Annotated in this window: 19 protein-coding genes and 1 pseudogene; 8 read left to right on the top strand and 12 right to left on the bottom strand. The window is 54.9% G+C overall.

The genetic code is table 11. From position 1 onward, the window contains the following. Positions 1-221 (bottom strand): annotated as a pseudogene (locus tag AC1DIJ_RS23665) (acyl-CoA dehydrogenase family protein); the annotation flags it as partial. Positions 222-885: 664 nt separating this feature from the next. Then, a complete protein-coding gene (locus AC1DIJ_RS23660) occupies positions 886-2163 on the bottom strand; it encodes a nucleotide sugar dehydrogenase (RefSeq protein WP_112390314.1) in 1278 nt (425 codons plus the stop codon). A gap of 366 nt (positions 2164-2529) precedes the next feature. Here AC1DIJ_RS23660 and AC1DIJ_RS23655 point away from each other — a divergent pair, with 366 nt between their 5' ends. The 6 genes from AC1DIJ_RS23655 to AC1DIJ_RS23630 all read left to right on the top strand — a co-directional run bounded on the left by AC1DIJ_RS23655 (position 2530) and on the right by AC1DIJ_RS23630 (position 10852). Further along, positions 2530-3543 carry an NAD-dependent epimerase gene (locus AC1DIJ_RS23655; RefSeq protein ID WP_112390458.1) on the top strand — a complete coding sequence of 338 codons (1014 nt, stop codon included), beginning with the start codon at positions 2530-2532 and terminating at the stop codon, positions 3541-3543. Positions 3544-3842: 299 nt separating this feature from the next. Beyond that, the gene (locus AC1DIJ_RS23650) at positions 3843-5339 is read left to right on the top strand and encodes a lipid II flippase MurJ (RefSeq protein WP_112390315.1); all 1497 of its coding nucleotides are present in this window, start codon (positions 3843-3845) and stop codon (positions 5337-5339) included. Continuing rightward, a complete protein-coding gene (locus tag AC1DIJ_RS23645) occupies positions 5336-6478 on the top strand; it encodes a glycosyltransferase family 4 protein (RefSeq protein WP_112390316.1) in 1143 nt (380 codons plus the stop codon). Before AC1DIJ_RS23650 ends, AC1DIJ_RS23645 begins: the two co-directional genes overlap by 4 nt. Positions 6479-6495: 17 nt before the next feature. Continuing rightward, positions 6496-7638, top strand: a complete 1143-nt coding sequence (locus AC1DIJ_RS23640) for a glycosyltransferase (RefSeq protein ID WP_162706080.1) — start codon at positions 6496-6498, stop codon at positions 7636-7638. A gap of 101 nt (positions 7639-7739) precedes the next feature. Beyond that, positions 7740-9692: an asparagine synthase (glutamine-hydrolyzing) gene (gene asnB, locus AC1DIJ_RS23635; protein WP_112390318.1), complete on the top strand. Its 1953-nt coding sequence runs from the start codon at positions 7740-7742 to the stop codon at positions 9690-9692. Beyond that, complete coding sequence (locus tag AC1DIJ_RS23630) at positions 9689-10852, top strand: glycosyltransferase family 4 protein (RefSeq protein WP_112390319.1); 1164 nt, start codon at positions 9689-9691, stop codon at positions 10850-10852. The genes asnB (AC1DIJ_RS23635) and AC1DIJ_RS23630 overlap by 4 nt, the downstream gene beginning before the upstream one ends. A gap of 62 nt (positions 10853-10914) precedes the next feature. On the opposite strand, the gene AC1DIJ_RS23625 is transcribed toward AC1DIJ_RS23630, so the two are convergent. The 6 genes from AC1DIJ_RS23625 to AC1DIJ_RS23600 all read right to left on the bottom strand — a co-directional run bounded on the left by AC1DIJ_RS23625 (position 10915) and on the right by AC1DIJ_RS23600 (position 17496). Next, entirely contained in the window at positions 10915-11253 is a 339-nt protein-coding gene (locus AC1DIJ_RS23625; protein WP_477831570.1) for a GtrA family protein, read from the bottom strand. 58 nt (positions 11254-11311) lie between these two features. Next, a complete protein-coding gene (locus AC1DIJ_RS23620) occupies positions 11312-12064 on the bottom strand; it encodes a class I SAM-dependent methyltransferase (RefSeq protein ID WP_112390321.1) in 753 nt (250 codons plus the stop codon). 10 nt (positions 12065-12074) lie between these two features. Beyond that, on the bottom strand, positions 12075-12773 hold the full coding sequence (locus AC1DIJ_RS23615) for a class I SAM-dependent methyltransferase (RefSeq protein WP_148194317.1): 699 nt from the start codon (positions 12771-12773) through the stop codon (positions 12075-12077). A 143-nt stretch (positions 12774-12916) separates the two neighbouring features. Continuing rightward, positions 12917-13858 carry a glycosyltransferase family 2 protein gene (locus AC1DIJ_RS23610; protein ID WP_162706081.1) on the bottom strand — a complete coding sequence of 314 codons (942 nt, stop codon included), beginning with the start codon at positions 13856-13858 and terminating at the stop codon, positions 12917-12919. Next, positions 13855-15735 carry an asparagine synthase (glutamine-hydrolyzing) gene (asnB, locus tag AC1DIJ_RS23605; RefSeq protein ID WP_112390324.1) on the bottom strand — a complete coding sequence of 627 codons (1881 nt, stop codon included), beginning with the start codon at positions 15733-15735 and terminating at the stop codon, positions 13855-13857. The genes AC1DIJ_RS23610 and asnB (AC1DIJ_RS23605) overlap by 4 nt, the downstream gene beginning before the upstream one ends. A gap of 15 nt (positions 15736-15750) precedes the next feature. Beyond that, positions 15751-17496, bottom strand: coding sequence for a hypothetical protein (locus AC1DIJ_RS23600; protein ID WP_112390325.1), 1746 nt, complete (start codon positions 17494-17496; stop codon positions 15751-15753). A 222-nt stretch (positions 17497-17718) separates the two neighbouring features. Between AC1DIJ_RS23600 and AC1DIJ_RS23595 the strand changes: the two genes are divergently transcribed. After that, a complete protein-coding gene (locus AC1DIJ_RS23595) occupies positions 17719-18519 on the top strand; it encodes a class I SAM-dependent methyltransferase (protein ID WP_112390326.1) in 801 nt (266 codons plus the stop codon). Positions 18520-18812: 293 nt separating this feature from the next. Here AC1DIJ_RS23595 and AC1DIJ_RS23590 read toward each other — a convergent pair whose 3' ends face one another. The 4 genes from AC1DIJ_RS23590 to AC1DIJ_RS23575 all read right to left on the bottom strand — a co-directional run bounded on the left by AC1DIJ_RS23590 (position 18813) and on the right by AC1DIJ_RS23575 (position 23758). Continuing rightward, the gene (locus AC1DIJ_RS23590; RefSeq protein WP_112390327.1) at positions 18813-19229 is read right to left on the bottom strand and encodes a DCC1-like thiol-disulfide oxidoreductase family protein; all 417 of its coding nucleotides are present in this window, start codon (positions 19227-19229) and stop codon (positions 18813-18815) included. Continuing rightward, positions 19213-20925, bottom strand: a complete 1713-nt coding sequence (locus AC1DIJ_RS23585) for a hypothetical protein (protein ID WP_148194318.1) — start codon at positions 20923-20925, stop codon at positions 19213-19215. Before AC1DIJ_RS23585 ends, AC1DIJ_RS23590 begins: the two co-directional genes overlap by 17 nt. A 217-nt stretch (positions 20926-21142) precedes the next feature. Continuing rightward, on the bottom strand, positions 21143-23503 hold the full coding sequence (locus tag AC1DIJ_RS23580) for a lysylphosphatidylglycerol synthase transmembrane domain-containing protein (RefSeq protein ID WP_112390329.1): 2361 nt from the start codon (positions 23501-23503) through the stop codon (positions 21143-21145). Between the two features lie 33 nt (positions 23504-23536). Then, a complete protein-coding gene (locus AC1DIJ_RS23575) occupies positions 23537-23758 on the bottom strand; it encodes a hypothetical protein (RefSeq protein WP_148194319.1) in 222 nt (73 codons plus the stop codon). Between the two features lie 1313 nt (positions 23759-25071). Here AC1DIJ_RS23575 and AC1DIJ_RS23570 point away from each other — a divergent pair. Continuing rightward, positions 25072-26988, top strand: coding sequence for a nucleoside-diphosphate sugar epimerase/dehydratase (locus tag AC1DIJ_RS23570; protein WP_112390330.1), 1917 nt, complete (start codon positions 25072-25074; stop codon positions 26986-26988). The last annotated feature ends 8 nt before the right edge of the window (positions 26989-26996 follow it).

The raw sequence follows: 26996 nt of genomic DNA, 5'->3' as shown, positions 1-26996 counted from the left end.
GCCATCTTGTGCTGGTCCATCAGCTGGCCGACGCGCAGCGAGCCCTGCAGTCCAAGGGCGATCTCGGTCTGCATGTCGGCGAGCTTCTTCTGGTAGAGCTGCATGCCGGCGAGCGGCTTGCCGAACTGCTTGCGGTCGAGGCCGTATTGACGGGCGCGGAACCAGCAGTCTTCGGCCGCACCCATCACACCCCAGGAAATGCCGTAGCGGGCGCGGTTGAGGCCAGCATACGTTGTCATTGTTGAGTATGACGGCACAGCGATCGCATGACTCCGGATTGTTGTGTCGCGCCAGATGGGTGGCGCGGGCGGAGAATGGCTGGCGTATGTGCGTTGAGGCCGCTCGTGATTTCCTTCTTCTTGTAGCATAGGTGATGTCCCTTCCCGCACGGCGCCTTTCGCGGGCCGAAGTCTTCGCGACTCACCCGGGCACGGTACGCGTCTATTCTATTCGTCGTTCCGTGTGAAGATAGCGGACCGCTCGCTGCCGGTGGTCGAGCTCTCGGGCGGGGGCGGAGCGTGCGTGACGCAATCGATGCGGGAAAGTGATAGACCAGAGGCTTTTTGAGGAGTTGCTGATAGGCGAAATCCCACACGCGACCTCGCATTGCTGCACCATACCCGCGGGGGGTATATTTCGCAGGCCGCACTTGGAGCAGTACCTGGCTCCCCACGACAAGAAGCCCGAGGCTAGGCCATCGTACTGGCCTCCGGCACGCACAAGAGGCTATTTTAGAGCTGTGTCCATCGGGCCGGTCGTCGCCCTCAGCTACAAAGATTACGCGAGACGGATGCCGCGGCTAAGCCCAGAGTCGATCGGGCCAGTCTTGCAAACCTACAACCTGCGCCTTCGATACAGCCAGGCGCCTCGCCGCAAGTCAACGTTTCAGAGACGCCAATCGGTCGCCTCTCTCGGGAAGATAGACTTCACATCAAGTACTGGTGCTCCCGACATTGTCAGCGCTCGAATGCCATCAATACCCAACGTCCTGAACTGGCTGTGACCAACAGCTACAATCACGGCACTGTAATCCGAAAAGGACGGCAGCTCGCGCAGGCATGCAAGCCCGTATTCGTGTCTCGCCTCCTCGATATCGATCCAGGGGTCATAGATGTCGACGGCGATACCATAGTCCTCCAGGCCGCGAACGATATCCACAACCTTGGTATTGCGAACGTCCGGGCAATCTTCTTTAAAAGTCAGCCCGAGCACTATAACCTTGCCGTTCGCAACTGGTAGCTTTCTCTGCAGCATCATCTTGACGGCCTTACCCGCCACGAATGCGCCGATGCTGTCATTGATACGGCGGCCGGCCAGAATGACTTCAGGATGGTAGCCAACCTCCTGCGCCTTGTGGGTGAGGTAATAGGGATCGACTCCGATGCAGTGACCTCCGACCAGGCCAGGCCTGAAAGGCAGAAAATTCCATTTGGTACCGGATGCTTCGAGTACCTCCATCGTATCGATATCAAGAAGGTGGAAGATGAGGCTCAGTTCGTTCATCAGCGCGATATTGACGTCACGCTGGGTGTTCTCAATAACCTTGGCCGCTTCGGCGACGCGAATCGAGCTTGCCTTATGCGTTCCGGCCGCAACGATCTGACGGTATAGCCGGTCCACGTCTTCAGCCGTATCGGGTGTGGAACCGCTGGTCACTTTCACGATAGTCTGAAGACGATGTACCTTGTCACCGGGGTTGATACGCTCGGGGCTGTAGCCGCAGAAGAAATCTGTGTTGAACTTTAAGCCGGAAACGCGCTCTAGTACGGGAACGCACACCTCTTCGGTGGCACCGGGATAAACGGTCGATTCGTATATGACGAGATCATCCTTCTTGAGGACCTTACCAACGGTTTCGCTCGCCCTGATGAGCGGCGTCATGTCAGGCCGGTTGGCCTGATCGACCGGGGTCGGAACCGTGACGATGTATATGCGCGCTTCTTTTAGCTGCTCCCGATCGCAGGTAAAGCTGATATTGGTGATGCTGCGTAGCTCATCCTCGGCCAACTCAAGGGTATGGTCGTGGCCGGATCTTAATTCTTCGACGCGTGCATTGTCGATATCGAAACCGATCGTCTTCCTGACTTTACCGAAGGCGGCTGCGAGCGGAAGTCCGACATAGCCTAAGCCAATTACGGCAACGATTTTATCTTCCATTTCCATGAAAAGCCCTTTCGACGACCCGATACACCTGCGCGGCGCCATCATCTCCGCGCAATCGCCATGCGCGCATAGCAAATTGATTGAGATTTGACCACAGCTGATAGCGCCGAACTGCGGCCAATCCTAAGCTGTCCTCGTCGAAGAGGCGCGTGGCCTCAATTGATTGGTCCCCTTTCAGTGTACAGTCAATTGATCAAAACTATGGAAACTCTTTTGGTCGGAGAAAGTCATTGACACTTGACTACCTTTTCCTCGAAAACCGACGTGGCTGCAGGCTAGGACATTTCGGTGGGGCGCCGTTCGGCAAGGTATAATTTCGCAGGGTTAAATCGAGCCGTTCGCGCGGCAAAACGGAGAGCTTTGAACGTGAAGACAATTTTGACGGGCGCGGCCGGCTTTATCGGTATGCATACAAGTCTTAAGCTGCTTGAACGCGGTGATATGATCGTCGGCATCGATAACCTCAACGACTACTATGATGTCAGCCTGAAAGAAGCGCGACTTGCCCGTCTCAAAGCTTACAAGAATTTCTCGTTCGTCCAGGTGTCCGTAGAGGACAAGCAGGCGATGGCCGACGTGTTCGCCAAGCAATTGCCGCAACGCGTTATCCATCTCGCCGCCCAAGCAGGTGTCCGCTACTCCCTGCAAAACCCCCATGCCTATATTGATGCCAATATTCAGGGATTTCTCAATATCTTGGAGGGATGCAGGCATAATAGTGTTGAATCGCTAGTCTATGCGAGCTCTTCGTCGGTCTATGGAGGCAACGTCGCGCTTCCCTTCCATGAGCATCAGAACATCGACCACCCCGTCAGCCTATACGCGGCGACCAAGAAAGCTAATGAATTGATGGCGCACACCTATAGCCATCTGTTTGGACTGCCGACCACCGGTCTGCGCTTCTTCACTGTTTATGGCCCTTGGGGCCGTCCTGATATGGCTCTTTTCCTTTTCACCAAGGCAATTCTAGAAGGGCGGCCAATAGATGTGTTTAACAATGGCCAGATGGTGCGCGACTTCACCTATATTGACGACATCGTCGAAGGTCTGTGCAGGGTCCATGACCGTCCTGCGGAGCCCGATCCTGACTTTGATCCGGCCAATCCGGATCCGGCGACGAGCAATGCGCCTTATCGTGTCTTCAACATTGGTAACAACCAGCCGACGCCGTTGATGGAGTATATCGGCTCTCTCGAGAACTCACTGGGCAGGATAGCCGAGAAGAATTTTCTGCCGATGCAGCCTGGCGACGTGCAAGCTACCGCCGCAAGCACCGTCGAGCTTGAGAAGTGGGTCGCGTTCAACCCGAACACCCCCGTGGCAGTCGGCGTGCAGCGGTTCGTTGACTGGTACAAGTCATACTATCGCATCAACTCCTGAGGAGTTGGTGCGATATCCGGCCATGGATTCCGAGGCCGCTGAATAGCTATCTGAGGCGTTCTTCTGAATCTGACTAGCGTGCGGATGTGCGTAATTCTGGCGTTTTGCCTTTCTAGTTAGTCATGGGAACACGGCCGCCTCTAACGAATACTTTCCGCCCGCAGGCGAAGGTGCAATTTCCACGTCTATTGCAGTTCTTGGTTGTGCGATTGGAGGCCTAGATAGATTGCGTTTCATACTCCCCCTTGCTATAGGCTTGCTGCTTAAAGGCGGCCGGCATCAGCACAGGAGGAAGTGACTTGCTGAGCAATGCAAGGACCGTTGTCCTTATAGGTTTCTTGGGACAACTTTTTGCCTTCGCCAGAACTGCTGCCATGGCCTATCTGTTCGGCACCTCGGTAGAAATCGACGCCTACAACTTAGCTCTGTCCCTACCGATCTTTCTCTCCTCACTGGTGACCGGTTGGTTGCAAGCGTCCTTTGTGGGGGGCTATATCGATATCGGGGAGAATCAGTCGGCGCAGGCTGCACGGGACTATCGTAGTCTTGCCGGCCTAATCGCGCTTTGTCTGCTTGCGGTCTTGACGATCGGGCTCCTTGTCGCGCGCCAGCCGCTTTCAAGCATTCTGGTTCCCCAACACCTCGGCCAAACGCATGATCTGACATACAGTGCCCTTGCGCTTTCTCCGCTTATTCTCATTCCATCCGCCATGAGTGATTTCTTGGCGTTGGTTCTTAGCTGTCACAAACGGTTCCTGGCTGCCTCGGTTGCGCCTATCCTGAATGCCGCGGTGTCTATTGTGGCCCTGCTTGCGTGGCCCGCAGGTGGTCTCGATGCACTGCTGCTTTCGCTGATCCTGGGTTGGTTCTGCCAAGTGGTCTTGCTGCTGGTCGTGCTGCTGCGCAGCGGCCTGGGTTTTGTCATTCCGGCCGCTACCAGCTTGCGCGAGGTCAAGGCGCTCGGATACCTTTTTCTGCCTATCCTTCCCGCAGTGCTGTTTTCTAATGGCACGAACCTTGTCCTGCAATCAGCATTCGTGCGCATGGGCGAAGGCTTTGTTTCGACCTACGGATATGCTCAGCGCCTTAATAATGCTCTGGTGCAGGTCATCGTTGTTGGCCTTTCCTCAGTACTGCTGCCGCACCTCGCCGGCATGCTTGCGAGGTCGGAGCGGCGGGCGATCGTTGTCCTTTTCGATCGCATTATTAAATCCGTGCTTGCGATTTCGTTGATCGCCGTAGTGCTCATCGTTCTCTATGGAGCAGATACCATACTCATGCTGTTCGGCCGCGGGAAATTTCATCAGGAACAGGCTCACCTGGTCAATCAAATATGGGTCGTGTTGACCTTGGCGACGGCGCCGTTTGCTATTTCTACATTCTTCGCCAAGCTGTTTCAGGCCATGCGTCAGCCCGGCAAGCTCGGCGTCTCCTCTCTGATCTCTTTCTGTCTGACCGCTGCCATTTGTCAGGTCGGCATCCTCGCCGGCAACTACCTGATAGTCGCCGGTGCACTCGGCGTCGCGCAGCTTTTTGTACTCGCCTATTTCAGTTTTTCTTTCGGACGGGAACTATCAGCGGACCTTACCTTCAACCGGTATATAGGTTTCGCACTTTTTGTTGCAGTGCTTGCAGTCGTGCCGGTGGGAGTTGAAATGGCGATTTGGCATTTCGGTCTGGCGTCACACTCAAGCATCTCCGTTCTACTACGCGGTAGCTTGTTTATTGCCATATTTGCTGCGTTTGCGTTGAGTTTCGGTTTGCTGAAACGAATTTCGACGGAGGCCGCCGCGTGAAACCGGTCTCTGTTCTGCTGGTGATTTCAAGTTTGGACGGCGGCGGCGCTGCCCGTGTGATAAGCGAACTCGCTGATGACCTCGCAGACCGGGGCTTTGTGGTTATTCTGCTGACGCTGGAAGGAGTGGATCGTCCGGATTTTTTTCCGGTCGCGGAAACGGTGGAGCGGCGGCGTGTTCAGATATTTTGGCGATCACGTGGAATATTCGAAAAGACCTGCGGCTTTTTCCGCAGGTTTTTCCTGTTGCGCCGGGCAATCGCTGAGGTAAATCCTGATGTCGTGCTTAGCTTCATAGATACAACAAATATCCGTATACTAGCATCGGCGATATTCACAGGCATTCCAATTATAGTATCGGAGCGTACAGACCCCAGGCACCATGAAATTGGAGCCACATGGAGCAGGCTACGGCGCCTCCTCTATCCGATAGCGGCGAGGGTCGTGGTTCAAACCACACAGGTGGCGGAATGGATGAGCGGCGAAATGAAAGGGTTGTCAATCGATGTCATCCCGAACGCGTTGAGGTCATCAGAATTTCTCAAAGCCGCTTCTGATGGAATGCCTGCAGACATGCCGCCAAGCCGCTGGCAGGAAAGGGCCCGTGTAATATCTGTCGGACGGCTCGTGCCGTCAAAGAGGCTTGATCGAGTCATCGAAGGATTCGCGAAATCGGGTCTTGCCGCCAGAGGTTGGGATCTCGTGATCGTGGGTGATGGCCCGGAAAAATCGAATCTCGAAGCGCTAGTCTCACGGCTGGCGCTTTACGATGCTGTTCATCTCGTCGGACACCAGGCCGATGTCGCGTTATGGCTGATGCATTCGGATGTATTCGTCACAGCTTCAGAATACGAGGGGTTTCCGAACGCGCTGCTCGAGGCGATGCAGTGCGGCCTGCCGTGTATTGCGACCGATTGCGACAGTGGACCGTCCGAACTTATTCAATCTGAAAGACAGGGGCTGCTGGTCGCCGTCAACGACGAAAAAGCGCTGATTGCGGCGATGTTACGTCTCGCGGGAAGTGCCGAACTGAGGGCTTCTATGGGGCAGGCGGCAAAAGTCTCCTGCGAACGATATCAGCCGAAGCTTGTAAACGACCAATGGATGAAGCTCATCCTGTCCACAGCGAGTGTGATTTGACAAGAAAAACAAGTATAATGAAAAAGCAGCTCGTTATTGTCTACACAATAGGAAGCTTCATGCTCGGCGGCGCGGAGACGCAGCTTCTGATGCTTGCAGCCGGTATGCGCGAGCGGGGCCATGAGGTGCACGTATTCGTCATAAGCGATGAAGGCCCATTGAAGCAAAGCTTTATCGATGCGGGTATATCCATACATCGCGGCTGCTACTCAATGAAAGGGCATAAACTCTGGCGCATGTGGCTGCTTTTCAGGGCTGAGTTCTACCTTATTGCGTTGCTTCGTCGGTTGAAGCCAGATGTCGTGCATAATTTCCTGCCGTTGACCAATCTCATGGGTGCGGTTGCCGGTCGGCTGGCGGGAAGCCCTCGGGTAATCACGTCCCGTCGGGCGCTTGGCACCCATCAGGATCGCGTTGCCTTTTGGAAGCCTATGGATTGGGTCGCGAACGCCCTTAGCCACGTCATCACAGCAAATTCGAAAGCTGTGGCTGAGGACGTGATGCGGCGCGACGGGGCTGATCGGAAAAAGATCAAGGTCATCTATAACGGGATCGATATGCCTGACCTGCTTCCGGGCCTCAGGCAAGCGGTCCGCGACGAGTTAGGCATCGGTGCCACATCGCTGGCGATCATATGTGTCGCAAACCTCATTCCTTACAAGGGACACCGCGAGATCATCATCGCGATGAAACATGTGGTAAGCTTGTTTCCGGACGTTCGCTTGATCCTTGTAGGCGAGGATCGCGGTATCGGGGACGATCTTGACCGTCTCGCTCGAGAAAATGGCATCGAGCGCCATCTGCAGCGAACCGGCCAGCGACGCGACATATCGCGTTTGCTGAGCGGTATCGACGTGGGCATTCTTGCGTCGCATGAGGAAGGTTTTTCCAATGCGCTCCTTGAGATGCTGTGCGCCGGTTTGCCTGTCGTTGCCACGCGTGTTGGGGGGAATGTTGAAGTGCTGGAGGGAATGCCTGGCTGCATCCTTGTCGAGCCCAACACGCCATCAGAGATAGAGGCAGCCTTGATATCTACACTCGAACGCATCGAACACGCCCGGTCTGAGGCCGCCTGGAGACGCTCCACGATAAAAGTAACCTATTCCAAGCAGGCGATGCTCGACGGATATACCGAAGTCTATCAAAAATCTGGGCTTTGACGGCTACCAAAGGTTTGCGCTTGATCATGGCGACGGCGCATTGAAAGTCGTGATTTGTGTGGGTATGCAATGGCATCCCACTGAAAGGTTTTGATCGATAAATGTGTGGTATTGCGGGATTTTTGAACTGGACGGGTCTGGCTGACGGCGCTTTTGTTGAGCTAAGGCGGATGACGGATGCCATCGCACACCGCGGTCCGGATGATGAAGGCGGATGGGTCGATGCCGGCGCCGGTGTCGCCCTCGGGCAGCGCCGGCTTGCCATCGTCGATCTCTCGCCGGCAGGCCATCAGCCGATGACGTCTCATTCCGGTCGCTTCGTTATCATCCTAAATGGTGAAATCTACAATCACAGGGAGCTTCGCGCTGTCGTCGACGCCGGCAGCGGCCCCGCCGACTGGCGCGGCCACTCTGACACCGAAGTCCTGCTGGAATGCTTCGCCCGTTTCGGTATCGAAGATACGCTCCGCCGTGCCGTAGGCATGTACGCATTCGTCGTCTGGGATCGGCAGGAGCGGGTGCTTACGATGGCACGCGACCGCTTGGGGGAGAAGCCGCTATACTACGGTTGGCAGGGGACTACCCTCCTTTTCGGCTCAGAGCTTGCGGCATTGCGAAGCCACAGCGCGTTCAACGCCCGCGTGGACCGGGACGCGCTGACATTGATGATGAGGCATAACTATATCCCTGCACCTTACTCGATCTTCCGCGGCATTCAGAAACTCGAACCGGGTCAGATACTGACGCTGCGTGCTGGAGAGTGCGACCCGTCATTCACGGTCTACTGGGACGCTGCGGCCACGGCAGAGCGCGGCCGGGCGAACCCTTTCGCGGGAACGCCTGCACAGGCTGTAGATGAACTGGAGCGGCATTTGCGATCGTCCCTAGAGGGGCAAATGATGGCTGATGTCCCGCTCGGCGCATTCCTTTCCGGCGGTATCGATTCATCGACCATCACCGCACTTTTGCAGACGATGAGCGACAAGCCGGTCCGCACCTTCTCCATCGGCTTCGACGTGCCCGGATATAATGAAGCTGAACACGCAAAGGCCGTTGCGGAGCATCTGGGAACCAAACACACCGAGCTTTACGTAACCGGCAAGGATGCGCTTGATGTCGTTCCAATGCTTCCGTCCATATACTCGGAGCCGTTTTCCGATTCCTCGCAGATTCCGACTTACCTTGTGAATAAAATGGCACGGCGCGATGTCACCGTATGCCTTTCGGGCGATGCGGGCGATGAGCTTTTTTCCGGATATACGCGCTACAGCCTGACCGAGGCCACCTGGGCCAAGCTTACCAAGATACCCCAGCCAGCGCGCAGGGCCGTAGCAAAGCTATTGGAAAGTGTCCCGGTGCAGTCCTGGAACGCCGTGCTCGGCCCCCTTCTTTCGATGGCTCCGGGCCGCCTCCGGCATACAAGGCCGGGTGATCGCCTGCACAAGATCGCGTCGGTGATTGGCGCGCCATCGGCCGCTGGCATTTATCGGCAACTGGTGTCGCATTGGGAAATGCCCGACCAGCTTGTGATCGGCGGAACCGAACCGCCTACCCGCATGACGGGCTTGTCACGCCTACCGGACTTCAAGGAGTTCCTGCACGAAATGATGTACCTCGATGCGGTGGCCTATCTTCCTGATGATATCCTTGTCAAAGTCGATCGGGCAGCGATGTCCGTTGCTCTTGAAGGCCGGGTACCGATGCTTGATCATCGAGTTGTAGAATTTGCCTGGACCTTGCCGACGTCGATTCTGCGTAGGGAGGGTGTGCCCAAGTGGCCGTTGAGGCAAGTTCTGCACAGATATGTCCCGAAGACGCTGATCGAACGCCCGAAGATGGGCTTTGGTGTTCCGATCGATACATGGCTTCGCGGCCCTCTCAGGGATTGGGCCGAGGCCTTGCTCGATGAGAACCGGCTTCGCCAGGAGGGCTACTTCAACGTAGCGCCGATCCGGCAGAAATGGGAGGAACACAAGTCCGGCCGGCGCAACTGGCAGTATCATCTCTGGGATGTCCTATCTTTCCAGTCTTGGCTCGAAAAGGCAAAACCGTGAAGCGTCGCCTGCTGTTCGTCGTCAATGTCGATTGGTTCTTCGTGTCTCATCGCCTGCCGATAGCGCTCGCCGCTCGTGATGCAGGCTTCGAGGTGCATCTGGCCACGAAATTCACAGGACATGAAGCGCGGCTGCGAACCGAAGGATTGATCCTCCACTCTCTCGATATCGAGAGGAGTAGCGGCGGTCTCGCAACCCTGCTTCAAGAGTTTTTGGCGATTTTCCGCGTCATGAAATCGGTGAGGGCGGACGTGGTGCATCTGGTAACGGTAAAGCCGGTATTGGCCGGCGGCCTGGCTGCGAGATTGACTCGCACGGGCGGCGTTCTAGCTGCGATCTCGGGGCTTGGTACGATATTCCTAGCGACGGGATGGTGGGCTTGGCTGAGAAGGGCTCTCGTCGAACGGATCTACCGCTTTGCTCTGGGCCACAGAAACCTTCAGCTGGTCGTGCAGAACGGCGATGACAGAAATCTGGTTCAGGCGATGACGCAGCTTTCCGACGATGCGATCACGTTGATCCCCGGTTCCGGCGTGGACACGGATCTGTTCCATCCCCGATACACCGAACGGCATGGCAAGCTCGTGGTCATGCTCGCCGCGCGTCTGCTGAAAGACAAAGGTATCAGGGAGTTTGCCGAAGCGGCCAAGTTGCTGTTGGCGGATCCGGACATCGGACGCGACCGGGTGCGCTTCGTCCTGGTGGGTTCGCCGGATCCGGAAAACGTGACTTCGTTGGCGACAGAGACGCTCGATAGTTGGCAGTCTGATTGCATCGTTGAATTGTGGGGATCCCGCAGCGACATGGCTGACGCGCTTGGCGCCGCAGATATCGTCGTTCTTCCTTCGTACAGGGAAGGCATGCCGAAGATTCTGTTGGAAGCCGCAGCCTGCGGGAAGGCAGTTGTTACCTCGGACGTACCTGGTTGCCGCGATGCGATCCGTCCTGGCCGTACAGGTCTGCTGGTCAAGGTACGCGACAGCGCTTCACTAGCCGAAGGAATCAAACGGTTGCTGGTCGACAAGGACACCCGCAATATGATGGGTCAGGAAGGCAGGAAGTTGGCTTTGGAGCGCTTCAGGATCCAATCCGTGGCGGAAACGCATCTCGCTCTTTACGCCAAGCTGATCGCAAACGGGCAATCCGGTGTAAACCGTTGAAGCTATTGTCGCTGTCTCAAAATAAGCCTGGTCGGTAGGCTTGGGATCGGCCGAGACATCTCCTACATCACGAGAAAACGCATTGCTGGGTAGCTGAAAACAGTTATTGCGAATGCGCATATAACATTCGCAATTAAGCTGTCCAACCCGTGCGTGTTGATAAGATAGCTGGCGAGAAAACCACCCCAGACAGCGTTAAAGTTTACCAACAGCACATATCGCGTGCCGCTTCGCTGCAGTGACTGCTTGCTGCGAAAAGTGAAAGCGTATTGAGCGGAGAAATTGAAAAGGCTCGTCAACAAAATCGCCAATCCGCTAGCCAACCCGACGGGGATGGTTGGAAAGACTTTCGAGGCGCTCGATATGACGAGGAACAACACAAAAGTCATACCGCCTATCATTAGGTAACGCAGGATCTCAAGGATGCGAACCCGCGAAATTCGAGGCCTGGACTGATTGTCAGACATCGTCGGAGCGCTGCCACTGGGCTATGAACATCGGATAAAGTGAAGTTCCCGGAAGCTTGTTGTAGACTCGTTCCATCCACATCAACGGTTTGGCGAGAAATGGTTTCAACTGATATGGAACGCGGGTGATCAGACTGTTGAGGACGAGAAAATAGGCGGGGCCACCGAGATATCTGACGCTCACAAGCCTGAAGTCCTTGCTGGCGATAGCGAGAATCTCGTCATGATGTAGCGGATGCTCCTCCTGAGCTCGGAACCACCGATCCTTCCTGTACCAATGCTGCCGTACCGCGTTCAGGAAAAAACCCGCATTGGGTTCGACCATTAATAGATGCCCGCCCGGCTTCACGAAACGTGCCATATTTTCAAGCGTGGTCGGCAGGTCGTTGACGCAATGATGCAATCCTCCGACAACGAAGGCGGTGTCCCGAGGTGGTCCAACGTCAGCATCACGCGAGGACAGATCGACAACGCGAGCGTTGTATCCAGTATGTCGCTCATACGACGCACAACATTCGGCGGAAATATCTGCTCCGGCAAGTCGTGCGCCGGGGAAAATCCGCGCGCATTCCGTCGAATTCAGACCACTTGCGCACGCGAGTTCGATAACATCCTTACTGTTCAGGTCAATATTTCCAAAGAGCACCGGATATATAAACTCCCGTCTATATGCCATGGATGGCTCATCGAAATAGTGGCGTTCGTAGTCGTCCAGTATGTCGTCATAGTGTTCCGCCTGGCCCACGTGATATTCCCTAGACTGTGTCCGAAGACTTTTCGGCAACAAAAAGGTGGTTCAGCCCGTAGACAAAACTCGACTTTCTGACGGTTGAAAAACCCGCTCCGCGTATCAGATCGGTGACCATTGTAGGGTCCATGCCCATCATTTCGCCGTCGGCCACGTCCCGATGTTTGTCCTCGCTATACCACCAGATCGCATGACCGACCTCGCCGATGAGGCGGCCGATCATTGTAACGATCAACCGCCCGCCCTTTTTTAAGATGCGATGGCTTTCAGCAAGCGCTTCGATCCGTTCCGGAATGTGGTTTAGACATGCCACTAAGCATATCGTATCGAAACTTTCGTCATCGAAGGGAAGCTGCCTACAGTTCTCCACTATGACGCATTCGCCACCCCAGTCAACAACGTCAAGGCCCTTACTGTCCATCGAGCCGATTTCGTTGGCCGTGCCGATGCAGGCCTCACGGTAGAGATTCACCAGCATGTTGTCGCCGGCACCGATATCAAGCACTCGGCCCTTCATCAGCGGAAGGACCACGGAGAGGCGCTCAGCGCGAAGAGATGTCAGGTGAAGCCGCTCATTGACATGATCTGGCAGCGCAATCATTCGCAACGGTGCACCCGCAAGATCATACAGATGTTGGAGGGTTGACTTCGGGCGGCTCAGGGACCATGCCGGCGGCCGACCGCTAAACATCTTCAGATTGGTCAATCTGCAAACCTCTATTGCTAAATTACCAGTATCGGAGTTCAAACTCCGGTCCGGCTTTAAATCCAATTCGCTGCTCAATAACAGACGGCATTCACGCCTGCAATCAAATGTGAAAGTGCGTAAGTCTTATACAAGTTGGGTTTTTACTGATACTCTTCAGCAGAGACATTGCCGTCCGATCCGGCCACGCGGGCAATGGGTGTGGTATCGGGGAGAATATTCAGGCGCAGCTGGCTGATCTGGTCTGTTACCAGACCCATGCCCATGCAAAGCAGGCCAGAGCCGAAAATAAGGGATCCGCCCAAAGGCAGCCCACGTCCCTCAGTAAGCGCGACGACAAGACTGTAGAGCACGCCGACCATAACCAAGATCAGCCCTATCGGCATGAAAAACCGCATCGGCGCAAATAGAAGAACGGCGCGAAAGAGCGCTAGCATGGCTTCAAAGCCATCTTTCATGCGGACAGTCGATTGTCCGATGCGTGGTGAAGTCCTGATTTGCTCGAATGCGATGGGATAGCGGCGTTCGATCATGACCAGCGTGGTGACAAGGCTTGAACTGAACCTGTTGGGGATCAGCGAGCAATAGGGTAGGATGACCTCGCGGCGGAAAATGCGTAGACCACAGTTCAGGTCGTTGCCGGCATTGATCTTCAGGCCGCGACCGACGAGCCGGATCAATCCCTTTCCAACGCCACGTATGAGGTTGCTTGCTCCATTGTCACGTTGCCCGATCACAGCCACGAGGTCGTCCTGTCTGATCTTGGCGTAGCAGCGGGCAAGGTCTTCGGGCCGATGTTCGTTGTCTGCATCGAACCAGGCAACGTAGTCGCGGGTTGCGACTCGCATACCCGTCTTCAGCGATGCGCCCTGTCCCCGGTTAAAGGCATGCTGCAACACCCGAACGCCCGCGCGGTCGGCCGCGGAGGCGAACGTCTTATCTCGCGAACGATCATCTACAACAATGATTTCCGCAGCCTCAAACGTCTGCAGCAGCTGGTCGAGCGTCACCCCAATCCCGTTCTCCTCGTTGAAGGCCGGAATGACAATACTGAGTTCGGAGGCGTCGATACGAGCGGTGGTCATATGGAACGGGTTCCCTCTATGAAGGTCGCAAGGACGAGTAGCGTCCATACCACGAATCGGTGGTCGCGCCTCTGTTCACGATGTTCCCGCCAGATTCTGCGTACACCGTCTGCGGAAAGGCTGGGTGCAAGGATATCCGCATGTCGGTCAAGCAACCGGTCGGCATGCGCCTTTAATTCGTTGCCGAGTAGTGCGCTCATGGGCACGTTGAACCCCATCTTGCGGGCGCGGAAGACTTCGACAGGAAGCCCGAGCCGTTCGGCAGCACGCCTGAGGACGATCTTCGTTTGTCCTCTGTTGTCGACCATCTGCCGCCGTGGCAAGCCTGCCGCCAGTTCGCACATACGGCGATCGAGAAACGGGACACGAACCTCCAGGCCATTGTACATGCTGGTACGGTCGGTCTTGATCAGCATGTCGCCCGGCAGATAGTAGCGCTGATCTGCCAGCAGTCCTTGTTCCCATGCGTCGCTTCCGTCCGCGCCCGCTGCCGCATATCCTTTCAGCGGATCCTCGCCCAGCTGGGGTTCAAGGAGTTTGCCATAGAGGGATGCTCTCTCGGTGTCGCGCAGGTATCGCCGCCAGTTGGCATGAGGCGCGGAACTGGAAAGCCCATCCAGCAGGCGTACGATCATTTCACCGCGGCTGACGCGCCGGTTGGACGGTCGCGCAAAAGCTTGGGCAATCCGGCCTGCATGCCCCAAGGCCGTGCGTATTGGAAGTCGATGTACATGCCTCGCCAAGGCGGAGGCGCGGTAGGTTGGGTAGCCGCCAAAATACTCGTCTGCGCCATCGCCGGATAGCGCGACTGTCGCATGGCCGCGTACCGCTCGGGCGAGCTGAAAGGTTGCCAACGCACTGGAATCCGCCAACTCTCCGTCCACCGCGTCGACGGCGGAGCGGAAATCTTCGACAATGTCCGAGCGACCCATGTCGATGAAGGATATTGGTCGCTTCAGGCGCTTCGCAATCGTTTCTGCAAGCAGCGATTCATCGTGCGAACGATCCGAAAAGCGCACAGAGAAAAGCCTTACATCACGGCTTTCGGGAAGACAGGCCGAAATGAGCGTGGAATCGATACCACCGCTCTGCAGGACGGCTAGCGGCACGTCGGATACGATCTGATCGGCCACGACCTCACGGAGCTTTCCGATCACCTGCTCGGCGGCAGAATCCAGGTCGCCCGTGAATTTTGTACGACGCTGAGGTCTCCAAAAACGGTGCTCGTGAATGTCGTCACCGCGCGCGACAAGACAAGTGCCCGGTGCAAGCTGGGTGACGCCTTCTAGCAGGCTGTTATCAGGTGCGACGTAGCCAAGCGCCAGCATGTGGCTCAACTGTCCCGGATCCAGATCCCGCCGGAATGACGGGTCGGCCAAGAATGCTTTTGTTTCGCTGGCAAATTGCAGGCCCGTTGCAGTCTGCCTGATATAGAGAGGTTTCGTACCGTTGCCGTCGCGCGCAAGCAGAAGTGTACCATTCCTCCTGTCGTACAAGGCGATTGCGAATATTCCCTCCAGCCGCTCGACGAAAGCTTCGCCCCATTCCAGGTAGCTTTCCGGTATGACTTCGGTATCGCAGCCCGTGCGCGCGACGAATCCGCGCGTAAGTCCAAGCGTGGCCACGATATCCCGGTCATTATAGAGCTCGCCGTTGTAGGTTACGACGATCTGCCCACAGGCTGAGTGGAACGGCTGTGCGCCGGCGCGCGACAGATCCCGGATCGCCAGCCTTCTGTGACCGAATGCGACTTGGCCTTCTGCCCAGGCGCCACCGCCATCCGGTCCGCGCCGCTCCAGCCGCGCCGTCATGCTCTTCACCAACTCCAGAGAAGCGGGCGCACCGTTTGAGTGGTAGATGCCGACAATGCCACACATGAGGCGCTCTTCCTGCTAAAGTTTCTGTAGCCTGTAAAGGCGCCATTTTCCTATTGCAACCGTATCATCCGCCAGAGCCGATAGGCCGCTATCAAGAGTTTCACTCGAATGCTGACTGTCGAGCAATACATAACGGAGGTGGCGCTTCTCAACTAGTTGACGGATGATCGTCTCAATTTCAAGCCGATCTCGCGTTTCCAGTCCAGAGATCTGATCCCGCAATTCTGACCAGAGCTTCAGGTTGTCGCTCGCGCTGTAAAGCAGAAAGTTCATATCCTTGCTGAGATATAGGATCGGCTGGAAGCCGCCGTAGCGCACTGCCAGCGCATTCGTTTCGAAGGCGTTTGCAGGTAGTGGCAATACCAGAGAGCCTGCCGGAGCCTCACGAATGCGACCAATGACGGCACGAAAATCGTTGTCATCGCGAGCAGCAGCAAGCGAGGAGTTCGGCGAACGCCAATCGCGGTACGCGGCATGTAACGGATTTGGGAACGTCAACCACCATGCTGCAACAAGAACAGAGCCAAGGCCATACAGGGCCACCGACAGGGATCGCACGCTGCGGAAGCGCCGATGGGTTTCGGCTAGAAGCCAAACCAGGCCGATCAGCGTAATTGGCACGAAGAACCTGAAGTTTCTGATAATATCTATCTGTACCGGCGCACGTCCGGTAAGCGTGGCGACGGACTGATCAATCCACGCAAGCCCAACGCTCGAAAAGGTGATGCCAACAAGCAGCGCGAGAAGGAACGCCCGTCTGGGCGACCACGACATGGGTTCCAGAAGACCTACAATGAAAAGCAGCGAAACGATCCAGGGAAAATAGAGCCATCCCCATGTTGGTGACGGATTGTTGCCGCCGCCGGCTATTGCAATCTGAACAGCAAGCCATGCATCGTAATATTGCGCCCCTAACATAGGTCGGGCGCTTTCTTGCAATTGGGCGACCAGAGGCGATGCGATATGCATCATAGACGGAACAAATGTCATGGCGAATGGAACGGCGAAGATGACGAAGATGATCCCCGCTGCCACCATGACGATGATAGTCCCGACGGTTCGTTCGCCAAGTGGAGCTGTTATCAGCATTGACAGCCATATCGTCAGTGCGACGCTGGGTGCACTGACGGGATGGACGTAGACCGAAATGCCGCAGAGAGCCATTGCAAGAAACGGCCGCCACCACCGAAAGGGTGGCAATGCGGCGACAATCAGGAGCGGGAAAATCGCCCCGTATACCGATCGGGTCAACGGCGCGGCCAAATTGCCCCACAATTCGCCGTTGAAGATAAAAACCGGTGGGACGCTGAGCACGGCCAGAACAAGCGGCCAGAAAGTGCCTTCGAAAAGTTTGCGGCCAAGCCAAAAAAACGCAGCGAGCTGAATGAACAGGATCGGAAACTGCATCAGCATGTAAGCTTGGCCAATGTCGCCCGAGAAAATGTTGTTCAATGCAACCCAGGGTCTGACAATCGTCAGATAAAACGAATAGTTCGAGCTTTCTGAAAATACAGGATCGCTGATAAAGCGATCGGGCCTCACGCCGGCTGCAACGATCGAACCGACATTTCCGCCATCACCGGACGGTACGACGAATGGAGCTGGCCCAAGAACCTGATATTGCCAAAACACCGCGACGATAGCGAAAAAAGCTACGATTCCGCAATCCGAGCGCCAAGACGGGCTGCCATCGATCTTCAGAAATCTAGCGCTCGCTGCTAGGCTTGCGAGAATACCAAATCCAACTAGCAGCATTGCCATCGCGGTTTCCCAAATGCCGTCAGCACATGCTCGATGCGACGAAGATGATTTTCTTGTCCGCCTACATGCTCAGCAGATGGTTGTAAATACTCCTCCTGATGAGAGCCAGCTTTCGTGATGGACAACCGATATTGCTTCTTCTAAATAGAGATGCCGCTATTCGAAGCTACACGGGCAATTCCCAAATTAAAATCCATTCACCTGTTTTTTATGGAAAGCAATATGGACAACGACCATGCCGCCCGCCAGACGGTCGCAGATTTTGGTGAGCAGTGGACGACATACACTGAAAACGATGGCTACTACGCCAGTCAAGAAATGTTCGGAGATATAGTAAGCCCACTGTTTGCTCCCACCGACTTTCGTGGCAAACGTTGTGCGGAGGTCGGAGCTGGGTCAGGGCGGATCAGCCAGATGCTGCTCAGGGCCGGGGCTGCCCACGTAACTGCCATCGAACCTTCCAAGGCGAGCGATGTTCTCGCCCAGAACCTTTCCGAATATGGTGAGCGCGTGACTGTGGTTGCCGCCAGCGGCGAGGAATTCGCCGTCAACGGGCTTGATTTCATCCTGTCGATCGGTGTGCTTCATCACATTCCAGACCCTTCGGCTACCGTACGCAATATGCACCGGTCGCTCGCCGAGGGTGGTCAGGCAATCGTCTGGCTTTATGGCAAGGAGGGCAATTGGGCCTATCTGGTCTTTGCCGAGCCGTTGCGATGGCTCACGCGACGCTTGCCACTTGTGGCAAACCAAGTTTTTGCGGCTGCGCTTTATCCGCTGCTGGCTTTCTATATCTGGATGTGCCGATATCTTCCGCTCCCCATGCGCAAGTATATGCGTGAGGTGCTTCAACCTATTGGAGGAAAGGCGATTCGTCTGGTTATTGTCGATCAACTCAATCCGCAATGGGCAAAATATTATAACCGTGCTCAGGCCCAAGCCCTTCTGGCGGACGCTGGCTTCCAGCGCATCCGCCTGCATCACCGTCATGGATACAGCTGGACCGTGACGGGTTTCCGGTGATTGTCTCAAGAAGTCTTCCCGTATGATGCTCAGAATTGCAGGGGCGTCAGCCGGCTATGAATTCGTATAGCTTTTCGGCAGTTGGCGAGAGAGAATGTGACCAAGATTTGACGGGACCAGAAGCCAAAGTACCGCATAAAATGCCTTGATATGAAGTGTGCTGCATCGAAAACGAGCAACATTACAGCGGCGGTCAGCGCGACTGCTCGTGTCGAAATTTCCGCTTTTCCTGGGTTGCGGATGTCGATTGGCGAATGCGGCGCCGGACGGTTCTGCGACTGCGCCTCTCACACTCAAGACTTTCCTAGCTTTGATTTTCCCATGATTGTCAAAACGATACGCCGTCCGGCTTTCAACACCGGATAGAGCAGCCGGGACGTTCGAGGTGAGCTGAACACGAAAGCGCTGACCCGGTTTAGGATACTGGAGCCACTGCTTAGAAGTGCCAGCCGATTGAGGCAGTCGGCCCCGTAGTAGATTTCACTCGACATGATAAGCGCCATTCCCTCATCCAACGGCATGCCTAACCTATCGAACTCGGCAACAAGGTCCGGCCTCCTTCGTGCATCGATCAGAGAAACGCTACCGAGAGAACTCCGCAATCGCTGAAAGGCAACGAATTGAGAGCAAAATGGGCATTCGCCATCGTATATGATGACGTTGCGGTCAGGCAGGTCTGCAAACAACTTTATATTAAAGTGAGAATTCATACGTCACCTTGCCAACCGGAACTCGTTGAATGTGTCCATCAGACGTCACGCTGACGCAGAAGCTTTGAATGATTAGCCTGTAGCCTTTTATCTTCCGTACATCCAAATTTGCAAACTGGGAAAATTGCCATGGCGCAGACCAGATATGGTGTGGGTACCTATCATAGGCTATATGACCACCATTGTCTGCCAAACCAAGAGCCAGTTTCTGTTGTCGTTGAACTAGGACTGCTATTTTGGTGCGATCCGCATCCTTCAGGACAAAGGGGGCGACTTCGCCTTGGCAATTGGCGGCTACGCGCCTCATCACATCCGCATCCCCCGTTGTTCCCCATGTGCCCGTGGGTAGATAGCCTGTGCTTGGATGTGAGAAACGTTGCTGAGCAACATCAATGGAGCTATCCAGGAAAAAGTTGGACGGAGCAGTGAATGCTTGGTTATCTGCCGTGATTGCCTGGAAAACCGGTTCGTTCACTGCACCAGTGTCATACCAAGCAAGCTTCACGACGTGAAACATCAGCGGCGCAGCGATGACAAGCGCGCATCCGTAGAGACGGCTGGAAAAATTCACATTTTTTCTTCGGCTGAGTTGCGTGAACGAAAATATGAACGCGGCATTGAGGGCGATCCATTTCCAAAAGAATATTCCGCTCAGCAAAAATATGCCAACATGCATCAGATCGAAAAACGCTGTAAGTTTAGCGGCCTTCTTCATCGATAATAGGCATATCACAGATAATATCTGACCTGCTAAAACCAATATATTTATTGGCACATTCAAAAAAACTATATAATTCGTGATGTCTAAATTAATTCCTATTCCACTTAATATGGTAGGAATGGTTATGAATCCGATATCTGTAGCATGAATTGCTAGGAAATATGTTTTATTTTCGAGAACCCATGTGAAGATGTTGCCGTTTTGGAGGAAAAGTTTTCCAATCCCTGAGTAAAAATAGTTTGAAAGGTGGACAGCCGCCAAGATCATAATTCCGCCAGTGCAATACTGTTCGACCAAGGCCCGGGAATCCGAACCGGCAAGCTTGAGCGCGCGTAGGGTTCCCATCGATACCGTCAGCACGGCTAAGATCAGTGATATGAGCATGGCAAGGTCGGGTATAATGATATAGTCGGCTCCTCCATAGGACCCCCAACCCGTTGCCACCAATATGTGGTGCTTGCTCCAGTGCATAGCGACGGCGGGCCAAATGGCTAGAGACGGGCGCAGAAATGCAATCATGCCCAACGTGATGGGCAGCCACGCGCTGTTTATAATGTCATTCTCGAATCCGAGATCGTAGGTGTGTCGGGAGCCAACAAGGTAGGCAACGCAGCATGCATTCAGAGCAAGTGCCACGACGTTGAAAAACATAGGTAAGTCCCGAGAACTCCAAAGACTGCCAAGCAGGCTTACAACAAGTATTGCGAAAAAGTTTCCGGGTTCTGCTCCCTGGTCGATTGAGAAGTTGGATTTCAGCATCCAGAACAATCCAAGCACCAATGACATGAGCGCAAGGATGGAAAAATTTCCGTTGAAGTTTATGGCTGTATCCTCAAGTGGCTTGGGCAAGGCGTTGCTGAAGGTGTCCTGAGGTGTGATGGTGATCGAGAGCTTTCTACGATAGAATACACGCATTTTGGCTGACGCTCGGACTAAAATTGAACCCGCATTGACTAACAGACTTTCTTTAGACATTGCCAGTAGTCCTGTTGCAATCATAAATTGGTAAGAAGGCAGTTGTATCTCTGTTCAAAAGGGAGCATTTCGCTTGACGGATTGCTGCCAAATTTGCGACATTATTTACAATCTTTATATATTTCTAATTCGATGAAATACGCCGCTGACACGTTTTTTCTCTCTTTCTGCATGTTGCCCTTTTGGCGCGCCAGCGAAGCCTTGAAGTCATCAGTTTTCATTCTTTAATGGCCTTTGCGCCTCCAAGGCTCTCCGATTTGACCTTTAGCACTAACTGCCGCATCGACACGCGGCCCGGTCCGGCTAACAACGCCCCAAGAACAAACCAGAATATACGCTGATAGGCGATTTCGTGCGCAAGGCTAAATACGCAGAACGTCGTAATCAGCAGGAATATTGCGCTGTCATTCTTGCCGAATCCACCCAGCATCCGCTTTGGCCGTTTCCAACACGTCATCCATAGTCGCTTGATCTGCATCATCGGAATCCAGCCTGTCAACAGGAGACCGACAAGCCCCATCTCTGCGATTATCCATACGTAGGTCGAGTGGATGACGAGCGGTGTTCCAGTCTTCGATATCTGCGTCGAGATGAAGGCGCCGAGTCCAGATCCGAAAATTGGATGGCTTAGCCAGAGGGCCAGCCCGCCGCGCAGGCTTTCGAGCCGCTCGGCCACCGACGAATCCTCGTTGCCGACCATACGGTCGGTCGGCAATTGCTGGAATATTTCCCTAAAGTTGGCCCCCATAGGGGGCACCGGCGGCGGATGATTGATGCCCGCAACATGCTGTTCCAACCAGAACCAGCAGATCTCGGCATAGTAGGGTGCGTACCGAGCCGCATTCAAGATGAACGGAAGGCACGCATAAAGCAGGCCACCAAGCACTGCCACGATGCAGGAACGGACCAGCAAATCCTTTCGTGCGGTGGCAACGATGATCGCGAGGCACATCAGGCAGACGTAGCTGGTTAGGGAGTTCGTTGCCACAGTCGCAAAAACGAGCAGTGCCATTGCCAATCCATGCCGCTTCCAGTGAAGACTTCTGGTCGGCAGAAGATAACTGAACGCCAGGCCAAGTGTTATGAGCATCTGGAATGCAAACGCGTTTCTGTTTGCCGAAAAACCTTCGAAATTTGGGGGCGGCGGCAACGCCGTCCAGTCGAGTGAATAGGCTATGCGGTGTATGAGATGTACGGCTACCACCATTGCGGCCGTTAGCAACAGGACTTCCGCCAGTCGCCTGATGCCCCGACGACCGAACTGCCCCGAAAACAAGGCGCCAGACCCAAAATAGCCAAGGACGACAAGCCAGCCGATACCTCTGTTGCCGATCGCCCACGGAATGGCACCATATCGTATAAACCCGACCAGCAGGCTAAAATAGATTGCGGCCGTTACCAGCACGAGCCAAAGCAAGACGCTGTGGCCAAGTCGAAAGTTGAGCCAGCCGCCGAACGACATTTGACTCGCAAGCAGACCAAGACCAAGAAGCGAGAAGATGTCTCCAAGATTCAACGTGAGCGTCGTGCCACTGACATTGATCGGGAACTGGAAATACAGGAGGATTGCAAGGCATATTCCAAGAGAGAAGCTCGATATTCTCTGAAAATCGAGCTGATCGCGTGAGTGGATTTCTGCGAAATTAGTCGTGTTGCCCTCCGCAGGTGTAACGCGGTGATCGGCCACCTTCCTGGCGAGGATTCGGCGTGACACCGCGAATGCAGGTGCGGCGGCGACGACCACGAGCGTGTTTAGCAATCCCACAGTAATGGACAGCGCGGTCGCGCTCGGAGCATCTACGCCTAGGAGACCGAATGCGTAGATTGCTGAGATTTCCCGTACGCCCCAGCCATTGACGCTAATGGGAACGCTGGCCGCGAAGCTAACCATCGCAGAGGCTGCCATAACCTCCCAGAAAGGCAGATTGAAACCCATCGAGGATAGTATGGTCGTGTAGATGTATATATTGAGCAACTGCGAGAATGCTGAGATCGCGAAGATTTCCGACACCTCGATGATGCGTTTGGGGCTACGCAACCGCTGTAGAATGTCTTTTTCGAACGACGATCGCGAGGTAAGCAGCACCGAGATGCCAGTCATCGCCAGAGCAATGATCATGGGAATGATTGGCAACCCCCTGAACAGCTCATCCAGGATGTGACCGCCGGTCAACAACATCCCTCCGCAAAGCGCCAAAACGCCGCCGATGACGGCCAGTACCAGCCGTTCGTAGCCCGAAACGAATGTCGAAAGTGCGGCGCTTATCCCCATGGCCCGCAGAACCACCTGACGTCCAAGTACGGCGCCGACGACATTGATCAGGAACAAACCGGCTATCAGGCCGCTCAGACTCGCGTGGAACGCGATGAAAAACGGGAGCCTACTTCCGAAGTGATGAAGAATACGCTGAAGTCTCAAAGCAACGACTAAGAGATTTATGACAATCAGAGCTAAGCAGATTGCCAAGGTCGCGCTATTGATGTTCTTTATCGATTCAAATGTCGCTTTCAGATTTACATTATATAGTACAGCCGCTAAAAACAGCAGGGATAGCGCGACAGCGACTACCTTTTTCATGCGAACCTACCTTTATGCATTGAAGCCAGCAGCTCATCGTTGATCTTTAAGTGAAAAACGGTAGTTTTTCTGCGGTGGTGTCACGATTTCAGTAGCAATTTTCATATCTGAGGTCGCCAGCTTCGCAAGCCCGACCGGAGATGCGGCAGTCAGTACATTTTCCTGAAACAATTGCAAAGAGACATTTGCCGGGTTGCGCGCGCAGGAATGCGGTTTGCTCACGCAACCAATGAATGCAGAAGCAGCTGTCGGCAAACGCGCTTTTCACTTCAGTTGGAAAGGGCCGAAAAATTCACGGGGAACAAGTTCGTCGAAAGGGTAAATGGTGTGGGCCTGCGTTGAGCACTTTTACGCACTATGGGACATAAGCTGAAGCCCATGAGCTTTGCCAGTCTAACCGCCTATCCGCGACATTTACCCAAAGCGAATTGACGGACGAGAATTAGAAGGGCTTGCCTGAATATATTAGCGGGATGCGACAAGGAGCGAGAGTTTTTACTGGCCGTTCTGCCGTGTCGACGCCACGCAGGCACATCGACCGCACAAACGGGACTGTACGAGGTTTTGAGCGCATTGCTTCGTATCGTGTCAACCGACTGCCAATGGAGCTACCAAAGTGTTGCCATCTGATTTAGCAGTGCAGAGCTACCTTCTTGATCGGCGTACGATCAACTTTTGTCTGCAGGTCAAGGACAATCTCGTTTGCAGATACTAAAGCTAGAAGGGAAGAAGGCTTGTCGGCCGTAGGGATGATTGACAGTCAGAGTGTCCGCTTGAACGCGGCGGGATTGGGGGCGGCTTGGGCAAGAAGACTACAGGGCGAAAACGCTCTATAGTTGTCGATGCGCTTGGCTTGGTGGTCCGGCTAGTCTTGTTCAAAGTACTGCCAATGGGGACCCCATGAAGGCGTAGCGGCTATTATGCCATTCTTCTACGCGGGCCTCGGCTTCGGCACGCAGCTAAAGGTCGGTCTTTTACGCTGGAGATATTCAAGCGAACAGACGAGGAAACGGGCTTCGAAGCACTGTCGTGTCGCGGAGTTGTGGAGCGCGCATCCACCCATCTTGGTAGATGTAGGCGACCGGGCAGCGATTGGGATAAATCAATCGTTTCCGCTGAAGTCTAGATGTTCGGTGCGTGCATCCAAATCCTCAGACGAAAACTCGTAAGGCGCTATCTCTATTGGGATCTTTTTGATCCGGTCTCCGCCGCCCCGGGGTGACTTCCGAAGATCGTCCTTGAAAAGGGAAATGCAACGACCTATTGAGCGTTCCGAGCTTAGATATGAAGGAGCGGCTTTTTTGACGTTGCTTGACGGCGCACTCTTCCATGCCTTTTAGATGTGAGCTCAGGTAGGCGTCCGTGATGCTTACCCACATTTTGTTGCGTGGGGTGAGTTTTTTCACTTCTAAATTTCCGGTCGATAACATGATCAGGCGAGCAGTGATGATGGATTTCCCCCCGCGACCCGTGGCTGGTATTGGCAAAAGCATGTCGCTATCTCGCTCCGGCCCGCTTCGCCGTTTCACGTTCGCTTGCTTCTTTAAGGCTTGCGACGGAGCCCACTGATGTTCGATAAATCCGCACAGCTTATACTTGCGTTCCCGCGGCCGGCGAAACGGGTCATCGCGCTGCTGTTTGATGCGTGTCTGTGCATCTTGACCGTGTGGCTCGCATTCTGCTTTCGTTTCAACGATTGGTACGCGCTGTCGGGCGTGCAGTTCTTGACGATCCCAGTATCGCTGGTCATCGCGTTGCCGTTGTTCATTACGTTTGGGCTTTATCGCGCGATATTCCGCTTCATGGGCTGGGCCGCCTTTTCGACGATCATCAAGTGTGTGCTGATCTACGGTCTCGTCTATATGGTAATATTCACCGTCATAAGCGTGCCGACAGTGCCTCGTACGGTCGGAATATTGCAGCCGATGCTGTTGTTGCTCGCCGTTGGTCTGTCGCGCTTTGTGGCGCGCTATTTCCTCTACGACGCTTATAGCGAAATCCTCAGTCAGGCCGCGCCGATACGTACTCTGGTATATGGTGCCGGCTCGCAGGGGCGGCAGCTCGTGAGCGCTTTGGGACATTCCGCCGAGTTCAAGGTTGTCGGCTTCCTTGATGATGATAATGGCCTGAATGGCATGTCGCTCAATGGCGTGAAGATCTACAGCCCCGATAAGATCGAGAAGGTGTGCGGGGATCTCGAAGTCAAGACCGTTCTTCTTGCTCTTCCACAAATCGATCGCAGTCGGCGCAACGAAATCATCGAGCGCCTACGCTCGGCGAAGGTCGCCGTGCGGACGGTTCCCGATATCAGCGCGCTGGCAACCGGTCAGGCACAGTTGACGGATCTTCAAGACCTGGATGTCGAGGACCTTCTGGGGCGCACGGCCGTCAAACCGAATACCGGATTGCTGGAACATAACGTTCGCGATCGGATCGTCCTAGTCACGGGCGCCGCCGGCTCCATCGGCAGTCAGTTGTGTCGCGAGATTGCCAGGCTGAGTCCCAAGGCGCTCCTGCTTTTGGATCAGAACGAGTTCGGCATCTACTCTCTTCAGGGTGAATTGGCCGGCGAGGATGTGGAGCCGTCATTTCCGATTGTTCCTCTACTTGCTGATGTTTGCGACGAGCATCGCATCAATACGATCATCCAGACCTGGAAGCCTGCCACGGTCTATCATGCTGCAGCCTACAAGCATGTGCCGCTGGTGGAGCAGAACCCCGCCGAAGGCGTGAAGACAAATGTCTTTGGAACGCTGACAGTGTCGAAGGCCGCCCTGGCAGCCGGCGTCGAGCGCATGATCCTGGTCAGCACGGACAAAGCCGTCAGGCCGACCAATGTCATGGGCGCGACGAAGCGGTTGGCCGAAATGATTCTGCAGGCGCTCGCCGAGGAGCGCGGGCCCACGACCTTCTCCATGGTACGCTTCGGCAACGTGCTGGGATCGTCCGGTTCCGTCGTGCCGCTCTTCCGACAACAGATCAGTCGGGGTGGACCGATCACACTGACGCACGAGGAGATCACGCGCTTTTTCATGACTGTGCCGGAAGCCGCGCAGCTTGTTATCCAGGCAGGCGCGATGGCAACCGGCGGTGATGTCTACCTGCTTGATATGGGCGAGCCGGTCAAGATCATCGATCTTGCGCGTCGCATGGTTGAGCTGTCCGGCCTGACCGTCCAGGACGGGCAAAACCCGGGCGGCGACATTAGCATCGTGACGACAGGACTTCGACCGGGTGAGAAATTGTACGAAGAGCTGCTGATCAACGACAATCCGGAGGCTACCGACCACCTCAAGATCTGGCGTGCGCGCGAGCAGTTCCTTAACTGGTCGCTACTGTCGGGCAAACTCGAAACACTCTCGCAATTCGCGCGGGATGGTGACGCCAGGCGACTGAAGGCGGCACTGAGCGATTTGGTGCCGGGATATAGTCCTATGGACCGTGTAGTTGATCTCGTCGCACTCCGGCAGGAGGTTTCTCAATGACGTTTTCC

It is taken from the genome of Rhizobium sp. 10N427, assembly GCF_056394605.1.
Note: the sequence above shows the minus strand (reverse complement) of the source record. Positions and strands in the feature narration are given on the sequence as shown.

What these genes read in the sequence shown, in the direction of transcription:
- AC1DIJ_RS23660 (WP_112390314.1), bottom strand. Translation starts at nt 2,163, where the DNA reads ATGGAAATGGAAGATAAAATCGTTGCCGTAATTGGCTTAGGCTATGTC.
- AC1DIJ_RS23640 (WP_162706080.1), top strand. Translation starts at nt 6,496, where the DNA reads ATGAAAAAGCAGCTCGTTATTGTCTACACAATAGGAAGCTTCATGCTC.
- asnB (WP_112390318.1), top strand. Translation starts at nt 7,740, where the DNA reads ATGTGTGGTATTGCGGGATTTTTGAACTGGACGGGTCTGGCTGACGGC.
- AC1DIJ_RS23625 (WP_477831570.1), bottom strand. Translation starts at nt 11,253, where the DNA reads ATGATAGGCGGTATGACTTTTGTGTTGTTCCTCGTCATATCGAGCGCC.
- AC1DIJ_RS23610 (WP_162706081.1), bottom strand. Translation starts at nt 13,858, where the DNA reads ATGACCACCGCTCGTATCGACGCCTCCGAACTCAGTATTGTCATTCCG.
- asnB (WP_112390324.1), bottom strand. Translation starts at nt 15,735, where the DNA reads ATGTGTGGCATTGTCGGCATCTACCACTCAAACGGTGCGCCCGCTTCT.
- AC1DIJ_RS23600 (WP_112390325.1), bottom strand. Translation starts at nt 17,496, where the DNA reads ATGGCAATGCTGCTAGTTGGATTTGGTATTCTCGCAAGCCTAGCAGCG.
- AC1DIJ_RS23595 (WP_112390326.1), top strand. Translation starts at nt 17,719, where the DNA reads ATGGACAACGACCATGCCGCCCGCCAGACGGTCGCAGATTTTGGTGAG.
- AC1DIJ_RS23590 (WP_112390327.1), bottom strand. Translation starts at nt 19,229, where the DNA reads ATGAATTCTCACTTTAATATAAAGTTGTTTGCAGACCTGCCTGACCGC.
- AC1DIJ_RS23585 (WP_148194318.1), bottom strand. Translation starts at nt 20,925, where the DNA reads ATGTCTAAAGAAAGTCTGTTAGTCAATGCGGGTTCAATTTTAGTCCGA.
- AC1DIJ_RS23580 (WP_112390329.1), bottom strand. Translation starts at nt 23,503, where the DNA reads ATGAAAAAGGTAGTCGCTGTCGCGCTATCCCTGCTGTTTTTAGCGGCT.
- AC1DIJ_RS23570 (WP_112390330.1), top strand. Translation starts at nt 25,072, where the DNA reads ATGTTCGATAAATCCGCACAGCTTATACTTGCGTTCCCGCGGCCGGCG.